This window comes from Streptomyces sp. NPDC037054 (genome assembly GCF_055606745.1).
Genome location: NZ_JBVJSJ010000004.1, coordinates 409,912 through 431,096 on the forward strand (window position 1 = coordinate 409,912; position 21,185 = coordinate 431,096).

Genomic DNA, 21,185 nt, shown 5'->3' on the forward strand with positions numbered 1-21,185 from the left:
GCCAGACTTGACCTCCCAGATATACATGGTGCCGTTTTCCACCATCACGATATCGGCAGATCCGTCTTCGGCGCCATTCTTGCCGCCCCCAGGTATCTCGTATTCGTTCTGAATGGTTGCGCGCGGATGTGTGAGCCGCAGGTACTCCGTCGCCACGCGCTGAGCCTCATTGTGGCGCAATGTACCTTCCCTGTTATTGACGATCTCTCCGATTGCTGCAGCTGCACCGGATTCTTCATTTTGCTCATGACGGATCATTGGGGTCTCGCGATAGACCCCACCGCACATTCCAGTGATGTCGCAGCTCGTGTGACCGTCGATCTCCACGAAGCGCACCGGGTTGCCGCCGGTGAATGCGTATCGGTTTCCGGTGTACGGGTCGGCGCCGAGTCCCATGTCGGCCAGCGCCCCGTTGTACATGTCCCGGGTGGTGAAGCGGTTGAGTCCGGGGTTGTAGTCGCGGAAGCCCATGTCGTACGTGCCGGACTGGGCGTCCCAGCGTTTGGCGTTGTAGCGGTACGGGTTGTACGCGTCCTTCGTCGGGTCCGTGGTGTTCGGCTTGTCGATGCCGGTGAATTCGGACTTGTCGTCGGAGCCGTAGGCGGTGTAGCCGTACGTCGCCTTGGTGTTGCCGGTGCTGTCGGTGAGGGTTTCGACGTCGGTGTGGCTGTTGTAGCCGTAGTAGCCGGCCTCGGTGGTGCCGTCGCTGTTGTGCTTGATCTGGGAGAGGCGTTCGCCCCAGGGGCTGTACTGGTAGGACTTGGTCAGTTCGCCGGCGACCTTCTCGTCCAGGACCTCGCTGGAGAGGCCCAGGTACTCGAAGTCCGTGGTCTTTCCGTCGGCTGTCTTGGACGCGGTGCGGTCGAGTGGGTCGAAGGTGTACTTGGTCGACTTCAGCGTGCCCGCGTCGTCCGTCTTCTGGGACTCGATGACGTGGTCGAAGCCGTCGTAGACGCTCCGTTCGATGACCTTGCCGGCCGATGTGACGGATTCCTGGCGGCCGAACGGGTCGTAGTTGTAGCTGGCCGTGCTGCCGGAGACCGTCGCGGTCAGCAGCCGGTTGCGGTCGTAGTGGTACGTCGTGGACGTGCCCTTGACCGTCTGGCTGATGACGTTGGCGTTGTTGTCGTGGACGTAGGTCTCCGTGCCCGCACCCGTGCCGGTCTTGACGGACTTGGCGAGGCGGTCGGCGGGGTCGTAGGTGTAGTCGGTCGTGGAGTCGAGGTACGCCGCGTGGTTGTCGGCGTTCATCTTCTTCGCGACGTCCTGCGCCTTGTTGCCGTTGGGGTCGTAGGCGTAGGTGTGGGAGGCGACCAGTGTGGTGCCGTCCGCCTTCTTCTCCGCGGTCGACTTCAGGGCGCCGTCGAGGTAGTAGGTGTACTCGACGGTGTTGTTGTTGGCCTTGGTCTCCTTCAGTTTCTGGCCGCGGTCGGTGTAGGTGTACGACGTGACCTTCGGGCTGGTGTCCGTCGCTGTCTTGCCGACCGACACCGTCTTGACCAGCTCGCGCAGGTCGTAGGTGTACTTGGAGAACTGGCTCGGGTGGGTGACCGTCTCCGGCTGCCCGTTCGCGTCGTACGTGTACGACGTGGCCTTCTTTGCTGGAGCCGGACTTCCCGATCGCAGTGGCGAGGGCAGCACCGGCATTACACCGGATTATTCGTTCGCCAAGGCATCGTGACAGTAATCGGCCCCGGGGGTGGTACCAAGCGGGCATCAGGGGCGCGTAACGGGCGAGCACCCGCGCACTTGGGCACCCCGGGGGCCATTGTCTGACACTCGGGGCCCCCGGGAGGATGCCGGTGGACAGGAGGGCCCTCGTCGGCACCAGGTCGACCGGGGTCCAGGAGTGGTACTGGGCGAGACCTCAGACGTACGGCATGAAGGTGGCCACGAACACGTTCTCGTCGCCGCCTTCCGTCGCCTCCTCGAATTCCTCACAGACCGCGGGCCGATCGAGGCAGGCGAAATCCTGGTAGCTCTGCACCGTCACCCCGTACTCGGGGTGTTCCGCCGGAGTGTCCCCGGACAAGAGCAGCGGGCCGACTCCGCCCTCGCGCGTGTTCCAGCCCGCCGACCGAAGTGCCTCCGCGATGTCCTCGACGGGATCACCGTCCGCGGATACCGGGGAAACGGACAGGAGGGCGTACGTGTCCTCCCAGTCGTTTCCCGGGCTGGAGGCGCGCCCTTCGGCCATGATGCGCACATTCCCGGAAGCGGCGGACTGGACCACATGGTCCGGCACACCGGGCAGCTCCATCCACTTGCGGACCAATATCCACCCGACCGCCAACGCGACGACGGCCACGGCCGCTCCCACCGGGCGGAGCGCTCTTGTTCGTTGACGGGTCATCCATAGTCCCTGACGAAGTTGACGCGGAAGTCGCCAGGCTCCCCGTAATGGGTGGTCGGCAGCGAGGCTGTCACCCGGGACGCGCCGACGGGCCGCCTGGTCGTCGCTGAGCAGCTCTGCCGCGAAGCCGGTGCCCAGGAAGACACCCCACCCAATACCCCACGCCGCGGCGCTGTACAGCGCCCTCACCCCTCCAACCGTTGCTCAGCCGATGGCGATGCGCGGATGGGCGCCGGGCTGGATCCACGTCATGATGCGGTCCATGGTGGCACGGGGCACCGACACGCAGCCGGCGGTCGCTCCCGAGCCGTTGACGTGGAGGAAGATTCCAGCGCCCCGGCCGGGCTCGGCGGGCCAGCGGTTGAAGTTGATGACGAGGGCCTTGGCGTACTGGGTGGGGTAGTTGATCAGGCGCTCGCTGCCCCGGTCGCCCGACTCCGTGAGCGGGAAGTCGGCGCCCTCTTCGCCGTGCATCGAGTTGTAGAACTTCGACTCGGGGTCCTGCACCCACCAGTCGGTCTTGGTGACGATGTGGTACGTCATGCTCGTGCCGGCGGAGACGTGCCCGAAGCCCTCGGTGATGGTGTACGTGCCGGACGGGGTGGTGTACGTGTTCTGGCGGCGGGTCGCGCCGTTGGTGACACCGTTGGAGCCCACGCGCCCGGCACTCGTGCTGAACTGGGCCTTCCAGCCTGTCGAGCCCTTCGCCCAGGCGGTCACCGTGGCATACGAGCCGCTGGCCTTGACGGTGATGAGCTGGGTGGCGTTGCCGACCTCGACGGGGACCGGGAAGGCGGGGGTGCTGGTGCCCCCGGCGGACTGATCGGCCGTCCCCGAGCCGGACGAGGCCGAGCCACTGTTCGAGCCCCTCGTGGAGTCTCCATCGCCGTTGCTTCCCGAGCTGCTCGTGCCCGGCGAGGCACTGCCGCTCGCCTTGGCGGACGCGGACGCGGACGCGCTGGGGGAGGCCGAGGAGGACGCACTGCTGCTCGGGGAGCCGCTCTTGGACGGCGACGCCTTCGCGGAGGCCTCCCGGGAGGATCCGTCGCTCGCGTCGGCCACGACCTGTCCCGCCCCCGTGGTGTCCTCGCCCGACCCGCAGGCCGAGGCGAGGAGCAGTGCGCCGCCGGTCGCCGCGGCGGTGAGCACGCGGCGCGTGCGGAGCGTTGCGTCTGAGTGGTTGAGCGGCACGGAGTGGTCCTTCGTCGAGTGTGCGGATGTCGTTCGGTAAGTCACGGTGCGGGTTGGTCGGTTGGAGCCTTAAGGGCTGGTGCGGCTGGTGCGGCTGGTCAGCCGCGTCCGTCGCTCCCCTCGGCGGGCAGCGTCCCGGCGCACGTGGCGCGGCCGAACGTGCCCGCGGCGGTGGCGCTCTGGACGTGTTGACCACGCACGGCGAGGGCGCAGCGGGCCTGGCCGCCCTGTCCGTCGAGCACGATGCTGATGACGGGGTCCTGGCCGAGGGGCACGTCGACAGTGGTGCGCCAGGGGAGTTCGGCGGCGTCCACGGTGACGGCCTTTCCGTCCTCGCTCGCGCCCTGGTACGTGAGGTCGGCACGGCCGCTGCCCGTGACCTCGTAGGTGACGGGAGCTGTGGGCGTCTTCGCCTGCGCGGCCTTGTCGTCACCGCCGGCGAAGACGCCGTAGAGGACGAGGCCGGCGCATGCGGCCAGGAGTCCGCCGCCGGCGATGAAGCCGACACGGTCCGCGTGTCGGGCGGCGGGTTGGCCGGATTTCTCGCTTTCCTGTGGCGATTCATCCGCGCGGGGCGGCCTTTCTCGACCGATTTCCTGGTCGGCTTCCCTGTCGACCTCAAGCATCGAAATACCCTCCCCAGGCCAACTGCGTTGGCTGAAATCCCATGCCCTATTCCGGGCGCTCCGAGTCTGCGGCCGGGAACTTATACATGACGGTCAGGGTCGGTTTCCAATGCCGGAACAAATCGGACGCCCGAATGTGCGTATCGGTGAACTGTCCGACATCTGAAGTCGCTTGACTGCACGTCAGGCCAGTGACTAGAACCTCGGCGCCGCTGCCTGTGGCCGTCCCCTCGGGGCGGTCCAGGCATTTCGGCCGAGAAGTTCGAAGGATGGATTCACAGGGAAAGGTTTGACGTGAAACCCAGATTGGGCAGACTCGTCGCGTGCCTTGTGGTGGCTGCGGTAACCAGTACCGCATTGCCGCAGGCAGCGTATGCGGCGTCCGCCGATGACGACGACGGCAAGGGAATCGTCGACACCGTCAAAGGCTGGTTCGCGGACGACGACGACAGCGCAGAGCTGGACAAGCCGCCGTCGCACAACGAACTGGAGATGGCCGATCGGCAGAAGCTTCCCAAGGGGAAGAAGGAGGCCGAGGCCAAGCGGGTCAAGGAGCTGACGGGGCGGCGCACGTCGAGTGCCCGCTTCTGGCAGCTGTCGGACGGCCGGGTCCAGGCGGAACTGTCCGCGGTCCCGACGGCGTACCGCTCGGGTTCCGGTGCGAAGGCGGACTGGAAGCCGATCGACACCACCGTGCGCGAGACGAAGGCGAAGGGTTTCGTCTACGCCAACACGGCCAACGAGGGGCGCAGTTGGTTCGGCGCGGACCGCGACCGGCTGTTGCGGTTCCGGTCACCGGACGGCCGGTCCGTCACGTTCGGCCTGGCAGGTGCCGGCGGTCGGCTGAAGCCGGTGGCGAAGGGCTCCACCGTCACGTACAAGGACGCGGTGGCCGGCGCCGACCTGGAGTACCAGGTGGGCCCGGGGCGGGTGAAGGAGAACATCACCCTCGCCGAACGCCCTTCCGGGCCCGTAAAGTTCACGTTCACCCTGGACACCGACGGGCTGACGCCGAAGGCCCGCAAGGACGGCTCCATCGCCCTGTTCGGGGAACTGCCGAACACGCCGGTGATGGTGATCCCGGCGCCGTACATGACGGACGCGAAGAAGGCGGACGACTCCGTCTTCGGCCGGACCTACAGCACGAAGGTCACGCAGAAGCTGACCCGGGACGGCAAGTCCTGGAAGCTGACGGTCACTCCGGACACGAAGTGGCTGGCGGCGAAGGAGCGGCAGTATCCCGTTGTGATCGACCCGACGATCACCATCATGCCGGGAGAGGCGACCGCTCAGGACGTGATGGTGCTGTCGGACCAGCCGACCACCAACTTCGACTCCAGCTGGAAGCTGGCGGCGGGCAAGACCGACACGGGCATCGCCCGCTCGCTGATCAGGTTCCCGTTGAGCGAGATCCCCTCCGGCACGAAGATCGACTCCGCACGCCTGGAGATGTACTTCGACCAGGCGCACACCACCAACGGCAACGACGTCACCATCGGCGCCTACCGCGCGACCGGCACGTGGGACGAGAGGTCGACGTGGTCCACCACCAGCTCCCTGGTGGGTGAGCTGTCGGGCACCAGCGTGCAGGTCGACGACGGCGACGCCGGTACGACGGCCGCGGTCGGCTCGTGGAAGGCCGGTGGGCAGTCCTACGGGATCGACGGCGACTACCTGTACAACAAGGACTCCGTCACCACGGACACCTACACCTGGCAGCCGCGCCTGCCGGAGACGGCGTCCTACCGGGTGGACGCGCACTATGTGCAGTACACGGACCGGGCGGCGGCGGCCCCGTACACGGTGACCGGCCAGGACGGCACGGCCACCTACACGGTGGACCAGACGGCCGGCTCCGGCGGCGTGTGGGCGCAGCTCAACGACGGCAAGCAGATCGACTTCGCCAAGGGCACGTCCGGCAAGGTCGTCCTGGGAGACACCGACAGCTCGACCGCGGTGATCGCGGACGCGGTGCGTTTCGTGAACCCGGCGTCGATCGTGAAGAACACCGGTGAATACAACCAGTGGCACAAGTTCCCGGTCACGGACACCGTCCAGAAGTGGGTCAGCGGCACGGCCACCAACCACGGCTTCGTGCTGAAGGCCACCAACGAGTCCTCGACCGCGCCGACCGGCGGCCCTCGCTACGAGGCCGGCGACCACGCCAACACGGTCTACGGCGGTGAGACCGCCACCCTTCCCCGCCTTACCGTGACCTACGGCAAGGTCGGCACAGCCCTCGACTCCCCGACGGTGGTGCACTCCACGGGCCCGGAGCTGTCGTGGAAGGCGTACAGGAACGACTCGGGCGACGCGGGCATGAACATCGCCGAGTACCAGCTGCACCGCTCCACGCAGCAGGCGTTCACGCCGTCCGCGGCGACGCTGATCGCGCCGATCGACAAGTCGGCCACGGCGTACACGGACACCACCGCGACGCCGACACCCGACTCCTCCTCGGAGGAGATCGGACGGTCGTACTACTACCAGATAGCCGTCAAGACGGTGGACGGCCAGTTGCTCGGTTCACCGACGCGCATCGTCGGCGTACCGAAGGCCGGCCGCACGATGCGGCTGATCCAGGGCACCTCCGGCGTCACCGACACCACCCTGTCGTCCCAGCAGCCCACCACGAACCAGGACGCCATTGAGTCCTGGGGCGTGGGCCAGAAGTGGCTGAGCGTCGGCAACAACTCCGGGACCTACGGAAAGACCCGCGCGGCGCTGAAGTTCGCGACCTCGGACATACCGACATCGGCCACGGTGCTGGAGTCCCGCCTGTTCATGTGGGGCGCGGAGACCACCACTGAAACCGATGGGGCCATCTACGAACTCCATGGCCTGACCCGCGACTTCGCTGAGACAACAGCGACCTGGAACAACGCCACGTCGACCACTCCCTGGACGACCGCGGGTGGCGACTTCTCGGCGACCGTCTCCGACACCGTGGGCAGTGTCCACGACGTCGGCCGCCACTGGTGGGACGCCACCTCCCTCACCCAGAGCTGGGTCAAGACGCCGTCCGGCAACAAGGGCGCGCTGGTCAAGCTGAAGGACGAGTCGTCCGCCGGGCCGCAGGAGCGCACGTTGTTCCTGTCGTCGGAGGCCGCCGACCCCCAGCTCGGCCCGCTGCTGCGCGTCATCTACGTCGACTCCACGACGGAAGACACCTACTACGCGCCGCAGACCCCGTCCCGGATGACCCCGAACTCCACGTACACCGTGGACTTCACGGTCACCAACACCACGTCCAGTGCCTGGGCGACGGGCACCCGGGAACTGTCGTACACCTGGAAGCTGCCCGACGGCACCGACGTCACCACCAGCGCCACGCAGGCCGCCACCGCGATACCGGCCCTGAACCCCGGCCAGTCGGCGACCATCAAGGCCCAGGTCAAGACACCGATCAACTCCGCCTCCGGCAACAAGCGCACCGAGTACGTCCTCGGCTGGGACGTCCGCAAGATCTCCGACGGCACCTGGCTGTCCGGCGGAACCGGCGGCATACCCCCGCTGAAGCAGAACGTGGCGGTGGAGGACCCGACCTCCAACACGCTCGGTCTGGAGAAGTTCTACTCCTACACCGGCAAGAACACCGGCGCCGGTTCCACGGTGATGAACAACCTCGCCTCGGGCAACAGCGTCTGGTCGTACAACGCGTTCAGCAACCCCGGACGCGGACTGACCACGTTCGCGCGGTTCGCGTACAACTCGCTGGACACCTCTGACACGGTCACGGGTGCGGGCTGGTCCGCACAGCTCGCCGGGCCGATCCGGCTGGGCGCGCCGCTGGACTTCCACCCCAACCCCAACGCCAACGCGACCGAGATCCGGCTGCCCGACGGTGACGGCACCACGCACGTCTTCCGCAAGCAGGCCGACGGCACCTGGAAGGCCCCGGCCGGCGTCCACTACCGGGTCACGATGAAGACGGGCCTGGACTGCACGCCCAACAAGGACCCGGTGCCGGACGCCTGGACCTTGCTGCGCCCGGACGGCACCCGCTTCCTGTTCGGCTGCGACGGCTACCTGACGTCGATCGTCGACAAGAACGGCAACACGCAGACGTACACGTACGAGGAACGCAAGTCCAACAACAAGCCGACCAAGTTCCTCACGTACATCACCGACCCGGCGGGCCGCCGGTCCCTGTCGGTGGACTACTTCAAGAAGGGCGACGCGTCGTACGACTACATCGACGACACGGGCGCCAAGGTCACCGGCACCAACCTCACCAACTCCAAGATCTACGACCACATCAAGTCCGTCACGGACATCTCGGGCCGCAAGATCGGCTTCTACTACACCACCAAGGGCCTGATGGGGCGCATGGTCGACGGCGAGGGCTCGTCCCAGCCGAAGACCTTCGCGTTCACCTACGACGCCACGCAGGGCAACAAGAACGTCAAGCTCGTCAAGGCCACCGACCCGCGCGGTCACGACACGGGGCTCGACTACTACTACCCGCAGGCCGGTGACAACCCGAAGTACCACTGGTGGACCAAGAAGATCACCGACCGGCTCGGCGGCGGGACGAGCTTCGCCTACGCGGCGAACACCGACATCAACACGAAGTTCACCAACACCACGGTCACGGACGCCGAGTCGCACGCGACGAAGTACGTCACCGACGACTTCGGCCGCCCGGTCCAGACGACCAACGCCAAGTCCCAGACCACGAAGATGACCTGGGACGCCGACAACAACGTCACCTACCTGGAGGAGGACAACGGCGCGAAGACGGCGTACTGCTACGACCAGAAGACGGGTTACCCGCTCTGGCAGCGTGACGCCGAGAACAACAAGACCGGTGTGCCGCCGGCCACGGACTGCGCGCCCGGCACGTACCCGGCCAACGCGGCGAAGTACGAGTACCAGACGCGCGCCGACGGCTTGTCCGCGGACCTGTTCCGCAAGACGTCCCCCGAGGGCCACTCCTGGCAGTTCGGTTACGACACCTTCGGCAACCTGAAGACGGTCACCGACCCCAAGGGCGTCGCGACGACGACGGCCGGCGACTACACGACGTCGTACGAGTACGACGCCCACGGCCAGCTGACCAAGGCGACGGACGCCAACGAGAACCCGACGACGTACAGCGGCTTCGGGCCGACGGGCTACCCGGCGACGATCACGGACGCGCTCAGCAAGTCCACGTCGTTCGTGTACGACGAGCGCGGCCAGGTCCGTGAGGTCACCGACGCGCTGGGCAAGAAGACCACGCAGACGTACGACACGTTCGGGCGTCCGCTGGTCAACACCGTGCCGAAGGACCAGGCCGCGGGCGTCCTGATCACGACGCCGGCGCCGGAGTACGACGCCAACGACAACATCACCAAGTCGACGGCGCCCAACGGCGCGGTGTCCACGGCCGTGTACGACGACGCCGACCAGATCACCTCGGCGACCGCTCCGAAGGACACGTCCACGTCCGCTGAGCGCAGGTCGGCGTACACGTACGACCGGGTCGGCAACCTCAAGACGACGACGGAGCCCAAGGGCACGCTCACCACGTCGGACACCACCGACTACGTCACGACGAACCACTACAACGAGATCTATCAGCTCACGTCGGTGGTGAACGCGTCGGGCGACAGGATCAGTTACGAGTACGACCGGGTCGGCAACCTGGTCACGGTCATCGACCCGAAGAAGAACGCGACGGCCGACACGACCGACTTCACGTCCAAGACGGCCTACGACCTGAACCACCGGGTCACCACCGTCACGGACGCGGCCGGCAAGACCACCAAGCGGGTCTACAACAAGGACTCGCTGGTCACGTCGACCACGGACGCGGAGAACAACACCACGCTCATCAGCTACGACGCGCGTGGCAAGCAGACCGAGGTCAAGGTCCCGCACAGCGGCACCACGTCGATCACCTACCGCACGACGAAGTACGAGTACGACGAGGTCGGCAACGTCACCAAGGTGCTCACGCCGCGAGCGGTGGCGGCCGGTTCGACGGAGGCGTTCACCGCGCGTACCGAGTACGACGCGCTGAATCGTCCGGTCAAGCAGTTCCAGCCGTACAACCCGGCGGACGCCCGCTACAACGACCCGAACGTCTACACGCAGACCGCGTACGACGAGGTGGGCCGCGTCAAGTCGACGTCGCTGCCGCCCTCCGAGGGGCAGACCGTCCGCAACACCACCACGTACAGCTACTTCGACAACGGTCTCGCGAAGTCGTCCACGGACCCGTGGGACATCGTCACCACCTATGACTACAACGACCTGGGCCAGCAGACGGCGCGGACGCTGACGTCGGCGGGCGGTTCCTCCAACCGCACGATGACCTGGTCGTACTTCCCCGACGGCAAGCTCAAGTCCCGCTCGGACGACGGTGTTCCGGTCGGCAAGTCGGTCGTCCTCGTCGACAACTCCGACACCCAGAACACGTCCTCCACCGGCACCTGGACGAAGGGAGACATCGCCGGCCAGCAGGGCTACGACCACCGCACCCACGCGGCGGGCACCGGCACCGACGCCTTCACGTGGACGCTCAACATCCCGAGGGACGGCACGTACACGGCGTACGTGAAGTACCCGAAGGTCACGGGCGCCGCGACGACGGCGAAGTACACCCTGACCCACGGCACGACGACTGAGCCTTCGGTCACGAAGGAGCAGACGGCGAACACCGGAACCTGGGTGCAGCTCGGCACCTACGCTCTGAAGCAGGGCGAGGACGCCAAGCTGAAGCTGGACCAGAACAGCGCAGGCATCGCTGTCGCCGACGCGGTCAAGCTGGTGCGGGACAACACGGGCGAGACCGACAACGAGAAGAAGACCTTCACCTACGCCTACGACGTCAACGGCAATCTGACGTCGATCGACGACACGTCGTCAGGTGCGAAGATCGACGCGTACACGGTCGCCTACACGGGCCTCAACCAGGTCCAGAAGGTCACCGAGGCGCTGTCCGGTACGGAGAAGAAGGCCACGTCGTACACGTACGACGCGAACGGGCAGCCGGAGACGGTCACGCACCCGAGCCAGTTCTCCAAGTACACCTACGACCTGCGCGAGCTGGTCAAGACGGTGTCGGTCGGCAAGACAGCGACGGACACCAGCCCGAAGGTCACGACGGACACCAGCCCGAAGGTCACGTCGTACACCTACACCGACCGCGGCCAGAAGCTGAAGGAGACCAAGGCCAACAACAACACCGTCGAGTACACCTACTACCTCGACGGCGCCCTGAAGTCGACGGCGGAGAAGAAGGCGGACGGCACCACACTGGTCGCCTCCCACACCTACGCCTACGACCCCAACGGCAACAAGGCGCAGGACGTCGCGAAGAAGATGAACGCCGACAACCACTCGGCGTACCTCGACTCCACGACCGACTACACCTACGACCCCGCCGACCGCCTCGCCAAGTCCGTCAAGACCGGCACGGGTGCGGGCACGGAGACCTACGTCCACGACAACAACGCCAACGTCATCAGCCAGACGGTCAAGGGCACGTCCACGACGTACCACTACGACCGCAACCGGCTCCTGACCGCGACGACGTCGGGCGCCACGGCCAACTACAACTACGACCCGTTCGGCCGCCAGGAATCCGTCACAGCGGCCGGCAAGGTCATCGAACGGAGCGTCTACGACGGCTTCGACCACGTGGTGGAGTCCCAGAAGATGGACGACGCGGGCGCCATGAAGTCGACCACCTACACCTTCGACCCGCTCGACCGCACCGCGTCGAAGACAGCCGACGGCAAGACCACGGACTTCGAGTACCTGGGCCTCTCCAGCGAGGTCCTGGACGAGAAGGTCGCCGGCGAACTGACCAAGTCCTACCAGTACAGCCCGTGGGGCGAACGCCTGTCGCAGATCAAGCACAACAGCGACGGCACCACCGAGGCCGGCTACTACGGCTACAACAGCCACACCGACGTCGAAACCCTCACCGACAGCACCGGCAACACCAAGGCGACGTACGGCTACACCGCCTACGGCTCCGACGACAAGTCCGAATTCACCGGCATCGACAAGCCGGACACCACGGACCCGACAAAGGACGCCTACAACCCGTACCGCTACAACGCCAAACGCTGGGACGCCCAGTCGGGGACGTACGACATGGGCTTCCGGGACTACAACCCTGGGCTGAACCGCTTCACTACGCGGGACATGTTTAACGGGGCAATTGCTGATATGGGGCTCGGTCTTGACCCATACACAAGCAACCGATACGCCTTCACCGGTGGTAATCCCACGACCAATATCGAACTAGACGGACACCAACTCGCAGAATGCGCTTCAGGAATGTACACCTGCGAAGGCGGGACGAAGGTCACGGGATACGGTAACAACTACGAGAGTATCGTTAGGTCTGAGGGTGGGACGCCTTCTGCGGACTATTACGAGACTATCGGGAAACCGGTTCCTCCCAAGTCTGACTATCGTCCGTACAATACCGAATCGCCAAACTCTACCGATCAGAAGACGTGGTGGAAGCTCAGTGCTGTTGTCATGTCAGGGTTGGCGTACAAGGGCCACGGAAACGCCTACAACCTACTCAAGCACTATCTGCAGAATTCCGGTGACGACTACCGGATCGACCCTGCTGAAATGCTGCATGACCTTCCTGGGTTTCGGGATGAGCTCGGTGACACGCTGAAGGACTACAAGGGGAAGGAATCGTTTGACTCGGGGTGGATCAGCACTCGAGCAAACGAGAACGAGAGCCTGGACTGGTACTATGCGCTCAACGGATTCCAGTACCGAGTACAAGGGCGTCAAGTTTCGGACAAGGCTGGCAATGTGACGGTAGTGGCGCAGCTTTCGGTGTATAAGCGCTACAATTGGGGCAATGGAAAGGAAAGTGTGCCCCGTAAGCCGTTGCACCTCGGGCCCATGGAACTGAAACAGCCCGATATCGCTCACCTCCATGTTGCTGGAATGGCGCAGGAGTACGATGTCCGTGGCGTAACCACGTTCGCAATTGAAGGGTGGTGAACGATGCGGATTGTCACCAGGGTTCTCACGCCTCTCGTCTTCGCTGTCGCAATCTCTTTCGCACTCGGTTGCGGTGCCAGCTCGCAGAATGACTCAAGCTCGAGTCATTCCAAGAGGAGCAGTGCGGAGTCGAATTCGGAAAAGCTCCAGTCAGGTATGCCGTCAGAAAAAATCCTGTCTCTGCACCAGCTTATTATTCCCCGCGGTGCGGGAGGGGTACAGTACAGCGTTGATGACGGCTGGTCCTCGTATGGTCTTCGGCTCACTTTTGATGTCCCGCGCAAGGAGGCCTACGCTTTTCTGGACACTCTCAGAGTGTCCAGAAAAGGGCTGATGAAGGGGTTTTATCTCCCTGAGGCCAAATTAAGCGGATGGGGAGCGAAGGAGGGGCGGGACTACGTGCACGGATCGTCTGACGAAAGTCGATCAGCGGGCGACCAACCCACGTACTCAGTCGTACTTGATATAACTGACCCGTCTCGTACAACCATCTATCTCACGTCAATAATCGTGGCCTGAGAAACCGCCGAAGCGTCATGCCCCGCCGGGACCCAGGCGGGGCATGACTTGCTTTCATGGCTACGGTGAGATTGATTTTACTGAAAACTCCAGCACGGTGGGCAAGTATCCAAGGTTCAGGGGACCAACCTGCTTGAAGGTGCGGCCGCTCCTTGACCTCGATTCATCCAAGGGTTGATAGCAACGTACGAGGAGGCGGGCTGTCAGTTATGTCCCGTGCTGCTCCTTGGCCGTCGTGTGACGTCAGGACGTGACGAAAACGCCAACATCATCAGCCTGGCGGTCAAAATTCCAGCACTACCTTCGCCTGCGACTGGAGAGACCCGTCGACGCGGGTGCATTGAAGTCGATGTCGTCCGCGGATTGACCAAGTCCCCGACTGTTACGGCTACAAAAACCACGCCGACGTCGAAACTTTCACCGGCCGCAACGGTAGAACAGTAAATATGGAGGGAATCAATACTATATTGGGGATACTTTGCCGTTGCTGAATCTGTCTCCCCTCTTGCCGAACTGGCTTGCATGCAGGCAACTCTAGGGTTTACGTTTAATCAACGCTTGTCGGGAGACTGGCAGATCTGGGAACATTCGGCAGAGCCTGATGTTGAGGTTGCCGATCTACCTGGGGGCCTCGCCCAGGAAACCCGCAAGCCTGCGCTGGTCGCATTTATAATAGACAGCGATTGTGTGGTGATTGAGGCCGCCGACTCTATTAATGGGCGCTGGACTGCATGTCTAAATGTCAAAGCGATGGTGCGCTATCTGGCTGAAGACGGGCAGCACCTGGAGGACTGGTTGCTGACTCCGCAACGGGCTGCTGAAAACGCCGTTTCCTGGGCTCGTTTGACGGGGCACCAGGTTGCAGTGGCACAGCCGAGGTCTTCCAAAGGGAAGCAGATCCATTCGCAGAGGATCTCTTCTTCACCTTGTTGCGGAGGTTGAAGCTTGCGTGAAATTGCTTATCCACAGGTCAATGAAGTTTTGGGGCGGAGGTATTTTCGTCGTTAACGTCGTCGGTCCCCGTCCTACGTGTCCGAGATCGAGGCTGGTGGCGTCAACGGTGCCTTGGGGTGGGTGGGTGACGGGGATCTTGGATTCCACCCTTATTCATAGCTGACTCCGTTCCCGAGCAGTCCGTCGAGCCTGCTTGAACAAACAGTGGCAAGATGGGAAGAACAGTTTGATTGGTTGGGGCGCGAATGAGGGGCCAAAGTACGGGACGTACGCAGCTGGCTGACGCGGTCTTTGTGTCAAGACAGGGAGGAGATGATGCTGCTGTGGTCATGTGGTGCCCTGGTCGCACGCTGCCAGCCCTGGCCTCGGCGGGCGGCTGGGTTTTTGCGGCTGCTGCGATGATGCAGGGCATGAAGGATCCTCGAGTCGAGTCCTGGTACCGGTTCTTGATCGGGTCCTTGGCCGTGGTGGCCGCAGATCCGGACGAGTTGGTCACCTCCTGGCTGGACGAGTGCTCGTTCGACATCGATGACGTGGTGTTGGACTTCGAATGTGCCGTGGGGCCACTTCCTTTTCTGGTCGAAGCTGGTTGCGTGAGCGAGGAGGTTGCGGGACGCCTCCAGAGAATCACCGCAGCTTTCGCAGAGTTGAGCAGAGCCGAGAACGCCGGGCGGTGGACCGACGATGCACTGGCCGGTGACCCAGCATGGGGAGAGGTCCGTGAGCTCGCTCGGCAGTGTCTGCACGACCTGACTGGCCAACGGGTGGCTCCGCTTCCTCGAGTCGGCCTCACGACGCCTACGAGTACGAGGCCATCAGAAGTGTCGTCTCAGCCGGCCGTCACGTTCGAGAAGTAGCGCGGCTTGAATGGAGTGCTGGGCTTGAGGGCGTTGAGGAAGCGCTCGTGTACCGGCCCATCGCGTTCCAGTCGCTGGCAGCGGAGCCGTCGAGCCGGGCGAGGTATCGCTCGGTGGCGAGGGCGACCGAATCGCGCGCGGACGCTTGAGCTGTTAAAAGGGTTGTATCCGTGGCGAGTTCGCGCTGTGTGATCTTTCGCACGCCCGTTACCTGTGATGTTCCTGAGGTGGGATCCGCTGAACACAAAGGGCTCTTGAAGGGGTCATGTCGAGTGAGGGGGATCTCATGGGCAAGGTGGAGGGGCGGGTGTCGCCGTCTGCGGCGGGGATGCGGGTGTTCGCCGCGCGGTTCGTTACCGGTGTGACCGCGCGGAATCGGTTGCCGTTGGACTACTCCGTGGCCAGTCTTCGCGTCGTTGACTTCATGGTCGACGGGTTACGCAAGGGTGGGGTGGACGAGGAGCGGGTCCGGGGCTTGGTGTTGGGGCTGGGTGCCTACGTCGGCGAGGTGCTGGTGCGGCGGGCCGGGGCGGCGTGGGTGGACTTCGACGAGGACCAGCGGGACTTCTTTCGTCAGCCGGTTGGTGTGCGGATGCCCGATGGGCGGGTGTGGAACCCGTTGGGCAAGGTGCAGAATCGTTTTGAGCTGGGTGGCTCGAATGAATCGCTGCTCACCTTCTATCTGACGTTGCCCGGGAGGAAGCGGAGAGCCACCGTGTGACCGCGGTGGGGTTGCTTCTGGGCGGTTACAGCATGTGAGCGTGCGTGTACGGATGTTGTTGTACCGTGGGCGTGTCAGCTTGCCTTGTGTGGCGCTTTGCGCGCGCATGAGGCGGCCCCCGTCGCCGGCGGCAACCGGCGGCGAGGGCCTTCATTACCAGTGGAAAAGGCCCACCGGAAATGCTTCGCCATGCTATCGCGCCTGCCCGTCACTTCTGTCAGGTGCCGAACGACATCATCCGCCATCCCCGGCTCTCCTCCGACGCCGTGCGGCTGTTGACCTGGCAGTTGTCTCTCCCCGCCAGTGCGAAGGACTCCCTCTCGCGTACCGCCGAGCGTGCCGGGATCGGGAAGTGCGCGTTCCTCAAGGCCAAGCGGGAGTTGAAGGCTGAGGGGTTTCTGCACGAGTGGCGGGAGCAGGGGGTGCGCGGGCTGTGGACCACCGTTCAGCTCGTGTCGAACGTGCCGTTGACCGCGGAGGAAGCGGCCGACGTGCGGGCGTCGGGGACCGGGGGAGTTCCGGCGGGTGGTTGTCCGGCCGCCGGTGAGCCGAGTGGTCGGGGTGTCGGCGGTTATCCAGAGAACCCCGTTCGGGAGAACATTCCCTCCGTCCATCCGGTGGTGGACTCGGTGGCTGGGCCTGGTCGGGGGGCTGTGGCGCCTTCCGAGGTGAGTGACTTGCTCGTGCCCGCACGCCAAGTCGTTGAGTCCTTGCCGGAGTTGGATTCGCGGTTGTGTGTGCCTCGGGGGATGGTTCCTGAGTTGGTCCGGCTGGTTGCTGAGTGGCTGGACTTCGGGCACACGGTGGACGACGTACGGGAGTGCCTTCGGCGGGCGCTGCCCGGTCGGGAGCAGAGGGTTCATCGGCCCGGTGGGCTCGTGCGGTATGTGCTGCGAGACGTTCCGCCTGTTGTTGCCCGCGCTGAGGTTGTTGCTCCCGGTGCTGCCCGCGTAGTGCGGGTGCCGCGTGTGGCGCAGATGCGGGAGTGTGAGGGCGGGGGTCATGTGCAGCCCATGCTCTTCCGGCCTGTGGGCGACGAACGGCTGTGCCGGGCGTGCCGAGGTGTGCGTGCCAGTGGTGAGGGCGAACGAGGTCTGGGTGGCGGCGTCGGTGCACTCGCCGTGCGGGGTGCAGCGGTCGTTCGGGAAGTGCTTCGAGAGCGGGCGGTGTTGTGATCGACGGGGCGCGATCCCTGAGACGCCCTTGACTGGGAAGTGGCCGAGGACATGCGGCTGAGCATGCGCAGGCTGGCCGTCGCCCGCGTTGTCAGTGGCCGCCCATAAGGTGCCCTCACCATCTCGAAGGGGGAACCATCGTGGGGTTCTCGGGGCACCTGGTCTTTGCTCGCAGCAACCGGCCTCTACTGGAGGCTCCTGTCTTCGGCAGCCTTGACGAAGACATCAAATCGTCTGTGGACACGTGTGAGTTGCGGCCGGGCGGCTGGCAGATGCTCCAGATCGGGTCCGGGGCGTGGGACGATGCCGACCTGCCCGCCTTGGTTGAGTGGAGCCAGGCGCCAGCCTGCGTCGCCGATGTCTCCGACAGTGACCTCGCTTTCGTGACCGGGTTGGACACCGGCGGGCAGCGCTGGCAGGCATGGCTCAACCTGGACACCGCTGCCGCGCTTCTGGTTGAGGAACCTGAAGAGGTCGAGGATCAGCTCCTGTGGTGGGACTCGCCCGAGTTCCACGAAGCCGTCGGACGTAAGCGGGCCGAACTCGATGCGAAGGTTCCCGCCGTCGCGGAGGGAGCTATTGCCTGGGCCGCAGCCGTCGGCATCCCCGTAGCGCCGGAGACAGGCACGATTGAAGAACTGCTTCGTGCGCACGAGGCCTTCGCAGAGGATCTCTTCAGTGCGCTGCTCGACCAGTTGGGTTTTCCTCAAGCCGTTCAGGTCTCGGCTGAACCGTAAGAAGCGGGCGAGTCCCTCGGCGGTGCCGCGGGGCAGGCTCGCCATCGTTACCTCCGGCAAGGCCTGTATCACGGAGCGCAATCGGTCTCCGAGTTTCGGAAGCGTGATTCGTTGTTGTCGGCCTTCGATCGAGTCGTGTGGACGGCCGACGCACGAGCGGCCACGGAAGGAGTTATGTGGACGGGCAGATCTCGGAGATCACGGCCCTGTTGGGTGAGCCTCGGTTCAACTGGTCCGACTCTGTTGCGTCGACCGAGCTGGAGCGGGAGATCGGGGTCGAGTTCCCGGCAGACTTTCGTGAGGTCGTGGATGCCTACGGGTCGGTCCAGATCAACGGTCAGTTGTATCTGACGCACCCTGCCGGTTCCCTCCTGCACAGTCTGGGAGAGACGATCAGGGAGGACCTTGAGTTCTGGCGCGAGGAAGACATGGCGGAGTTTCTTCCCGGGCCGGTGGGGGCGAACCCTGGTGAGCTGATTCCGGTGGCTTCGGCCATGACGGGTGAGTGGGTCTTCCTGCGTGTCCCTGACGGGGCCTCGTCGCCCTGGCGAGTCGCCGTCGTGGAGCTCGACAGTCCGGCCTGGACTCTCTACGAGATGACGTTCGGTGAGTGGCTGTTGGCCTATCTCCAGGGGCGGGACGTGACGGTGTGTTCTCGTAACCTCGCGCCCGACCGGCCGTTCTACGAGTCGTTGTCATGAGTCCGGGGTGTGGCCATAGGCGTTTGGAGGAGGTGCCTTGGTTCGAGTTGGGCTGTTGGTGCGGCTTGTGGGTGTTGTTGTTTCGGCGGTTGTGCCGTTGGCGGTTCTGTATTACTTCCTCTTGGGTGCCTTCGAGACGCAGTCCGGAGCGCGTGTGCAGAGTGGGGAGCGGTGGATGAGCGCGTTTCAGACTGCTGTTCCCATGGCGGCTGTCGAGACTGCGGTCATCGTGGTTGTGCTCCTCTTCGCGAAGGCGGGGAGGACCGGTCCGGCCTCGCGGTCCGCTCGCGCAACTGCTGTGGTGGCAGCGGCTGTGTGCGCCAGTTTCCCCACATCACTGCTCGTGGGGTTGGTTGCCTGGCCCGTCGTCTTGCCGGCCTGTGCTGCGACCTCCGTGCTGGCCTGTCGTGTTGTTATGCCGTTGACGGCAGGAGGAATTTTCTCGTCTCAGCCGCCCTGACCACCGGGGTCAACAGACCATTGGTCCGTGTTCACCGGTCGACAGGAGGAGCCGTGGACGTGCAGTCAAAGTGGTCGGGAGTGCGGGAACGTGTCGTTGCGCTAGTGGAGGGTCGGCATCGGGCGTACGGCTGGGAGAGTCCTGAGCGCGCTGTCTTCGAGCCTGTGCTGACAGATGCGGAGATTGCCGAGGTCGAGGCGCAATACGGTGTCGAACTTCCAGATGAGTACCGCACCTTTTTGGCGGAGGTCGGTGCGGGCGGGCCCGGCCCCGAACTCAAGCTGACATCGCTGCGCCGGGTCGACGGGAAGTGGGGCTGGATCTGGGAGGACGGCGATCCCATCCTGTTGGACCCGGGTGGGCCCTTCGTGGAGACGGAGGAATGGGCTGAACAGCAGGTGACGACCCTTCGCACTGCTGGGTACGAGCCCACCACCAGGGACGCTGACGACGACTACCTGCACGACTACTGTGAGGCGTTCGGTGAGGCCGGAGCCAGGCGATGGGCGGAGGAACGGGACCGGGGCGCGATCGTCATCAGTGACGACGGATGTGGGGTGACCAACTGGCTCGTCATCGTCGGCCCGCGCCGGGGAGAACTCCGTTACCGGGACGTGGGGACCAACCCGCCGTACGAGCCGCTCGTCGACGAGCACGGCAACCGTCACGACTTCCACACCTGGTACCTCGAATGGCTTGAGCGGCGTGAGAGGGAAGCCTGAATATGGGTGAGTCGGAGGTCTGGCGGTGGTGTTGCCCTGGGGGTTGGGCTTTCCTTCTTGTTGGGGTGCTGTTGCTCGCCGGGTGCGACCTCGGGCCTGATCCCGCCGAGGCCTCTCGGCCTCAGGAGCCTGCCGCTGAGCAGTCGATCGAGGGCGGTCTCCGGGAGGACAGGGAGCCGGTGCGGGTGCGGTTTCCCGAGTTGGGGGAATTCTCGTCCGTGGTCTGGAAGGGGGAAGTGCTCGGTGGGGGCTCCTCACGGGTGCCCGGGCCCACGGACGTTCGGATGTCCGGAGTCGTTCGGCTTTCGGATGCCGATGCGGTGCGGTTGCGTGAGGGGTACGAGTGGCGGGACGCGTCCGCCGAGCCTGTGGTGCTGAGTGCCGTCCGTCCGCGCGTACCGCCGGATGCCGAGTGGCAGACCAGTGTGGACTTCACCGCCGACGTCACCGGGGCGCGCTACTCCGGCAGTTTCTACGCCGACTTCGAGCGTCGAGTGATCGTCTTCGATGCTGTCAATCCCGAGAAGAAGGCGTAGGCGGATGGTGGACGACCTTGTGGGGACTCAGGCACCTCGACTGAGACTGACCGAACCCGTTGAGTCGATCGCCTGTCTTGAAGAGGCTGTGCCCGGTCTTGTTACGCATCGGCTGCCTGTGCCGGCCGTCGTGGATTGGGCGACGGTGGAGTCCGGGTTGGGCGCGGCCCTTCCGGCGGACTTCAAAATGCTGTGCAGCCTGTACCCGACGTTCGACCTGGGTGACTTCCTCCGGGTCGTGGTACCGATCCCCGGCCGGGAAGAGGCTTGGGTGCAGGGCGTGCGCGACTGTCTTGAGATCGTCGCCGAGTGGTGCCAGGACGCGGAGCTTGCGATGCCGTTGTCTCCGCATCCGTCACCAGGCGGTCTGCTTCCCTGGGGGTCCTCCCTTGAGGGCGACCTCTTCCTGTGGTCCACGAACCCTGCCGGACCGAGGGGATGGGCGGTAACCGTCGCATCACGCAACGGCGGCTGGTGGCACTACACCGGGGGCATGGTTCAGTTCCTCGCAGACTTGGTCACGGGGGCCGTGGAGCCCTGGGGACTGCCTTCGGTCCGCGCCGAGGTCACCTGGTCCTTCGGGCGGGACGCCGACAGCCGTTGAGGGCAGCGGTCGTGCCGACTGTCACCGCGGCCCCCGCGTACGCGTCGGAGCGTACGCGC

10 protein-coding genes and 1 pseudogene are annotated in these 21,185 nt (G+C 64.8%); 7 read left to right on the forward strand and 4 right to left on the reverse strand.

Annotated features, from left to right (window positions below; genetic code table 11):
• Window positions 1–288: 288 nt before the first annotated feature.
• From ACZ7D7_RS12785 to ACZ7D7_RS12800, 4 genes and pseudogenes are all read right to left on the reverse strand, one after another.
• Window positions 289–1,599, reverse strand: a pseudogene (locus ACZ7D7_RS12785) (RHS repeat-associated core domain-containing protein); the annotation flags it as partial.
• Between the two features lie 268 nt (window positions 1,600–1,867).
• Window positions 1,868–2,308 (reverse strand): hypothetical protein, encoded by a 441-nt coding sequence (locus ACZ7D7_RS12790; RefSeq protein WP_470824102.1) that lies wholly within the window; start codon window positions 2,306–2,308, stop codon window positions 1,868–1,870.
• Between the two features lie 249 nt (window positions 2,309–2,557).
• Window positions 2,558–3,544, reverse strand: coding sequence for a L,D-transpeptidase family protein (locus ACZ7D7_RS12795; protein WP_470824104.1), 987 nt, complete (start codon window positions 3,542–3,544; stop codon window positions 2,558–2,560).
• 98 nt (window positions 3,545–3,642) lie between these two features.
• A complete protein-coding gene (locus ACZ7D7_RS12800; protein ID WP_470824105.1) occupies window positions 3,643–4,170 on the reverse strand; it encodes a hypothetical protein in 528 nt (175 codons plus the stop codon).
• A 1,299-nt stretch (window positions 4,171–5,469) separates the two neighbouring features.
• Here ACZ7D7_RS12800 and ACZ7D7_RS12805 point away from each other — a divergent pair.
• From ACZ7D7_RS12805 to ACZ7D7_RS12835, 7 genes are all read left to right on the forward strand, one after another.
• Window positions 5,470–13,140 (forward strand): golvesin C-terminal-like domain-containing protein, encoded by a 7,671-nt coding sequence (locus ACZ7D7_RS12805; RefSeq protein WP_470824264.1) that lies wholly within the window; start codon window positions 5,470–5,472, stop codon window positions 13,138–13,140.
• Between the two features lie 2,616 nt (window positions 13,141–15,756).
• Complete coding sequence (locus tag ACZ7D7_RS12810) at window positions 15,757–16,191, forward strand: hypothetical protein (RefSeq protein WP_470824106.1); 435 nt, start codon at window positions 15,757–15,759, stop codon at window positions 16,189–16,191.
• Between the two features lie 1,315 nt (window positions 16,192–17,506).
• Complete coding sequence (locus ACZ7D7_RS12815) at window positions 17,507–18,103, forward strand: hypothetical protein (RefSeq protein WP_470824107.1); 597 nt, start codon at window positions 17,507–17,509, stop codon at window positions 18,101–18,103.
• A gap of 176 nt (window positions 18,104–18,279) precedes the next feature.
• Complete coding sequence (locus tag ACZ7D7_RS12820; protein ID WP_470824109.1) at window positions 18,280–18,804, forward strand: SMI1/KNR4 family protein; 525 nt, start codon at window positions 18,280–18,282, stop codon at window positions 18,802–18,804.
• A 513-nt stretch (window positions 18,805–19,317) separates the two neighbouring features.
• The gene (locus ACZ7D7_RS12825; RefSeq protein ID WP_470824110.1) at window positions 19,318–19,986 is read left to right on the forward strand and encodes an SMI1/KNR4 family protein; all 669 of its coding nucleotides are present in this window, start codon (window positions 19,318–19,320) and stop codon (window positions 19,984–19,986) included.
• A gap of 284 nt (window positions 19,987–20,270) precedes the next feature.
• Complete coding sequence (locus tag ACZ7D7_RS12830) at window positions 20,271–20,522, forward strand: hypothetical protein (protein ID WP_470824111.1); 252 nt, start codon at window positions 20,271–20,273, stop codon at window positions 20,520–20,522.
• 4 nt (window positions 20,523–20,526) lie between these two features.
• A complete protein-coding gene (locus ACZ7D7_RS12835) occupies window positions 20,527–21,126 on the forward strand; it encodes an SMI1/KNR4 family protein (protein ID WP_470824112.1) in 600 nt (199 codons plus the stop codon).
• The last annotated feature ends 59 nt before the right edge of the window (window positions 21,127–21,185 follow it).

Bases quoted from the DNA above. Each gene is read 5' to 3' on its own strand.
- ACZ7D7_RS12800 (WP_470824105.1), bottom strand. From the start codon at position 4,170: ATGCTTGAGGTCGACAGGGAAGCCGACCAGGAAATCGGTCGAGAAAGG.
- ACZ7D7_RS12830 (WP_470824111.1), top strand. From the start codon at position 20,271: ATGTCCGGAGTCGTTCGGCTTTCGGATGCCGATGCGGTGCGGTTGCGT.
- ACZ7D7_RS12805 (WP_470824264.1), top strand. From the start codon at position 5,470: ATGGTGCTGTCGGACCAGCCGACCACCAACTTCGACTCCAGCTGGAAG.
- ACZ7D7_RS12835 (WP_470824112.1), top strand. From the start codon at position 20,527: ATGGTGGACGACCTTGTGGGGACTCAGGCACCTCGACTGAGACTGACC.
- ACZ7D7_RS12810 (WP_470824106.1), top strand. From the start codon at position 15,757: ATGGGCAAGGTGGAGGGGCGGGTGTCGCCGTCTGCGGCGGGGATGCGG.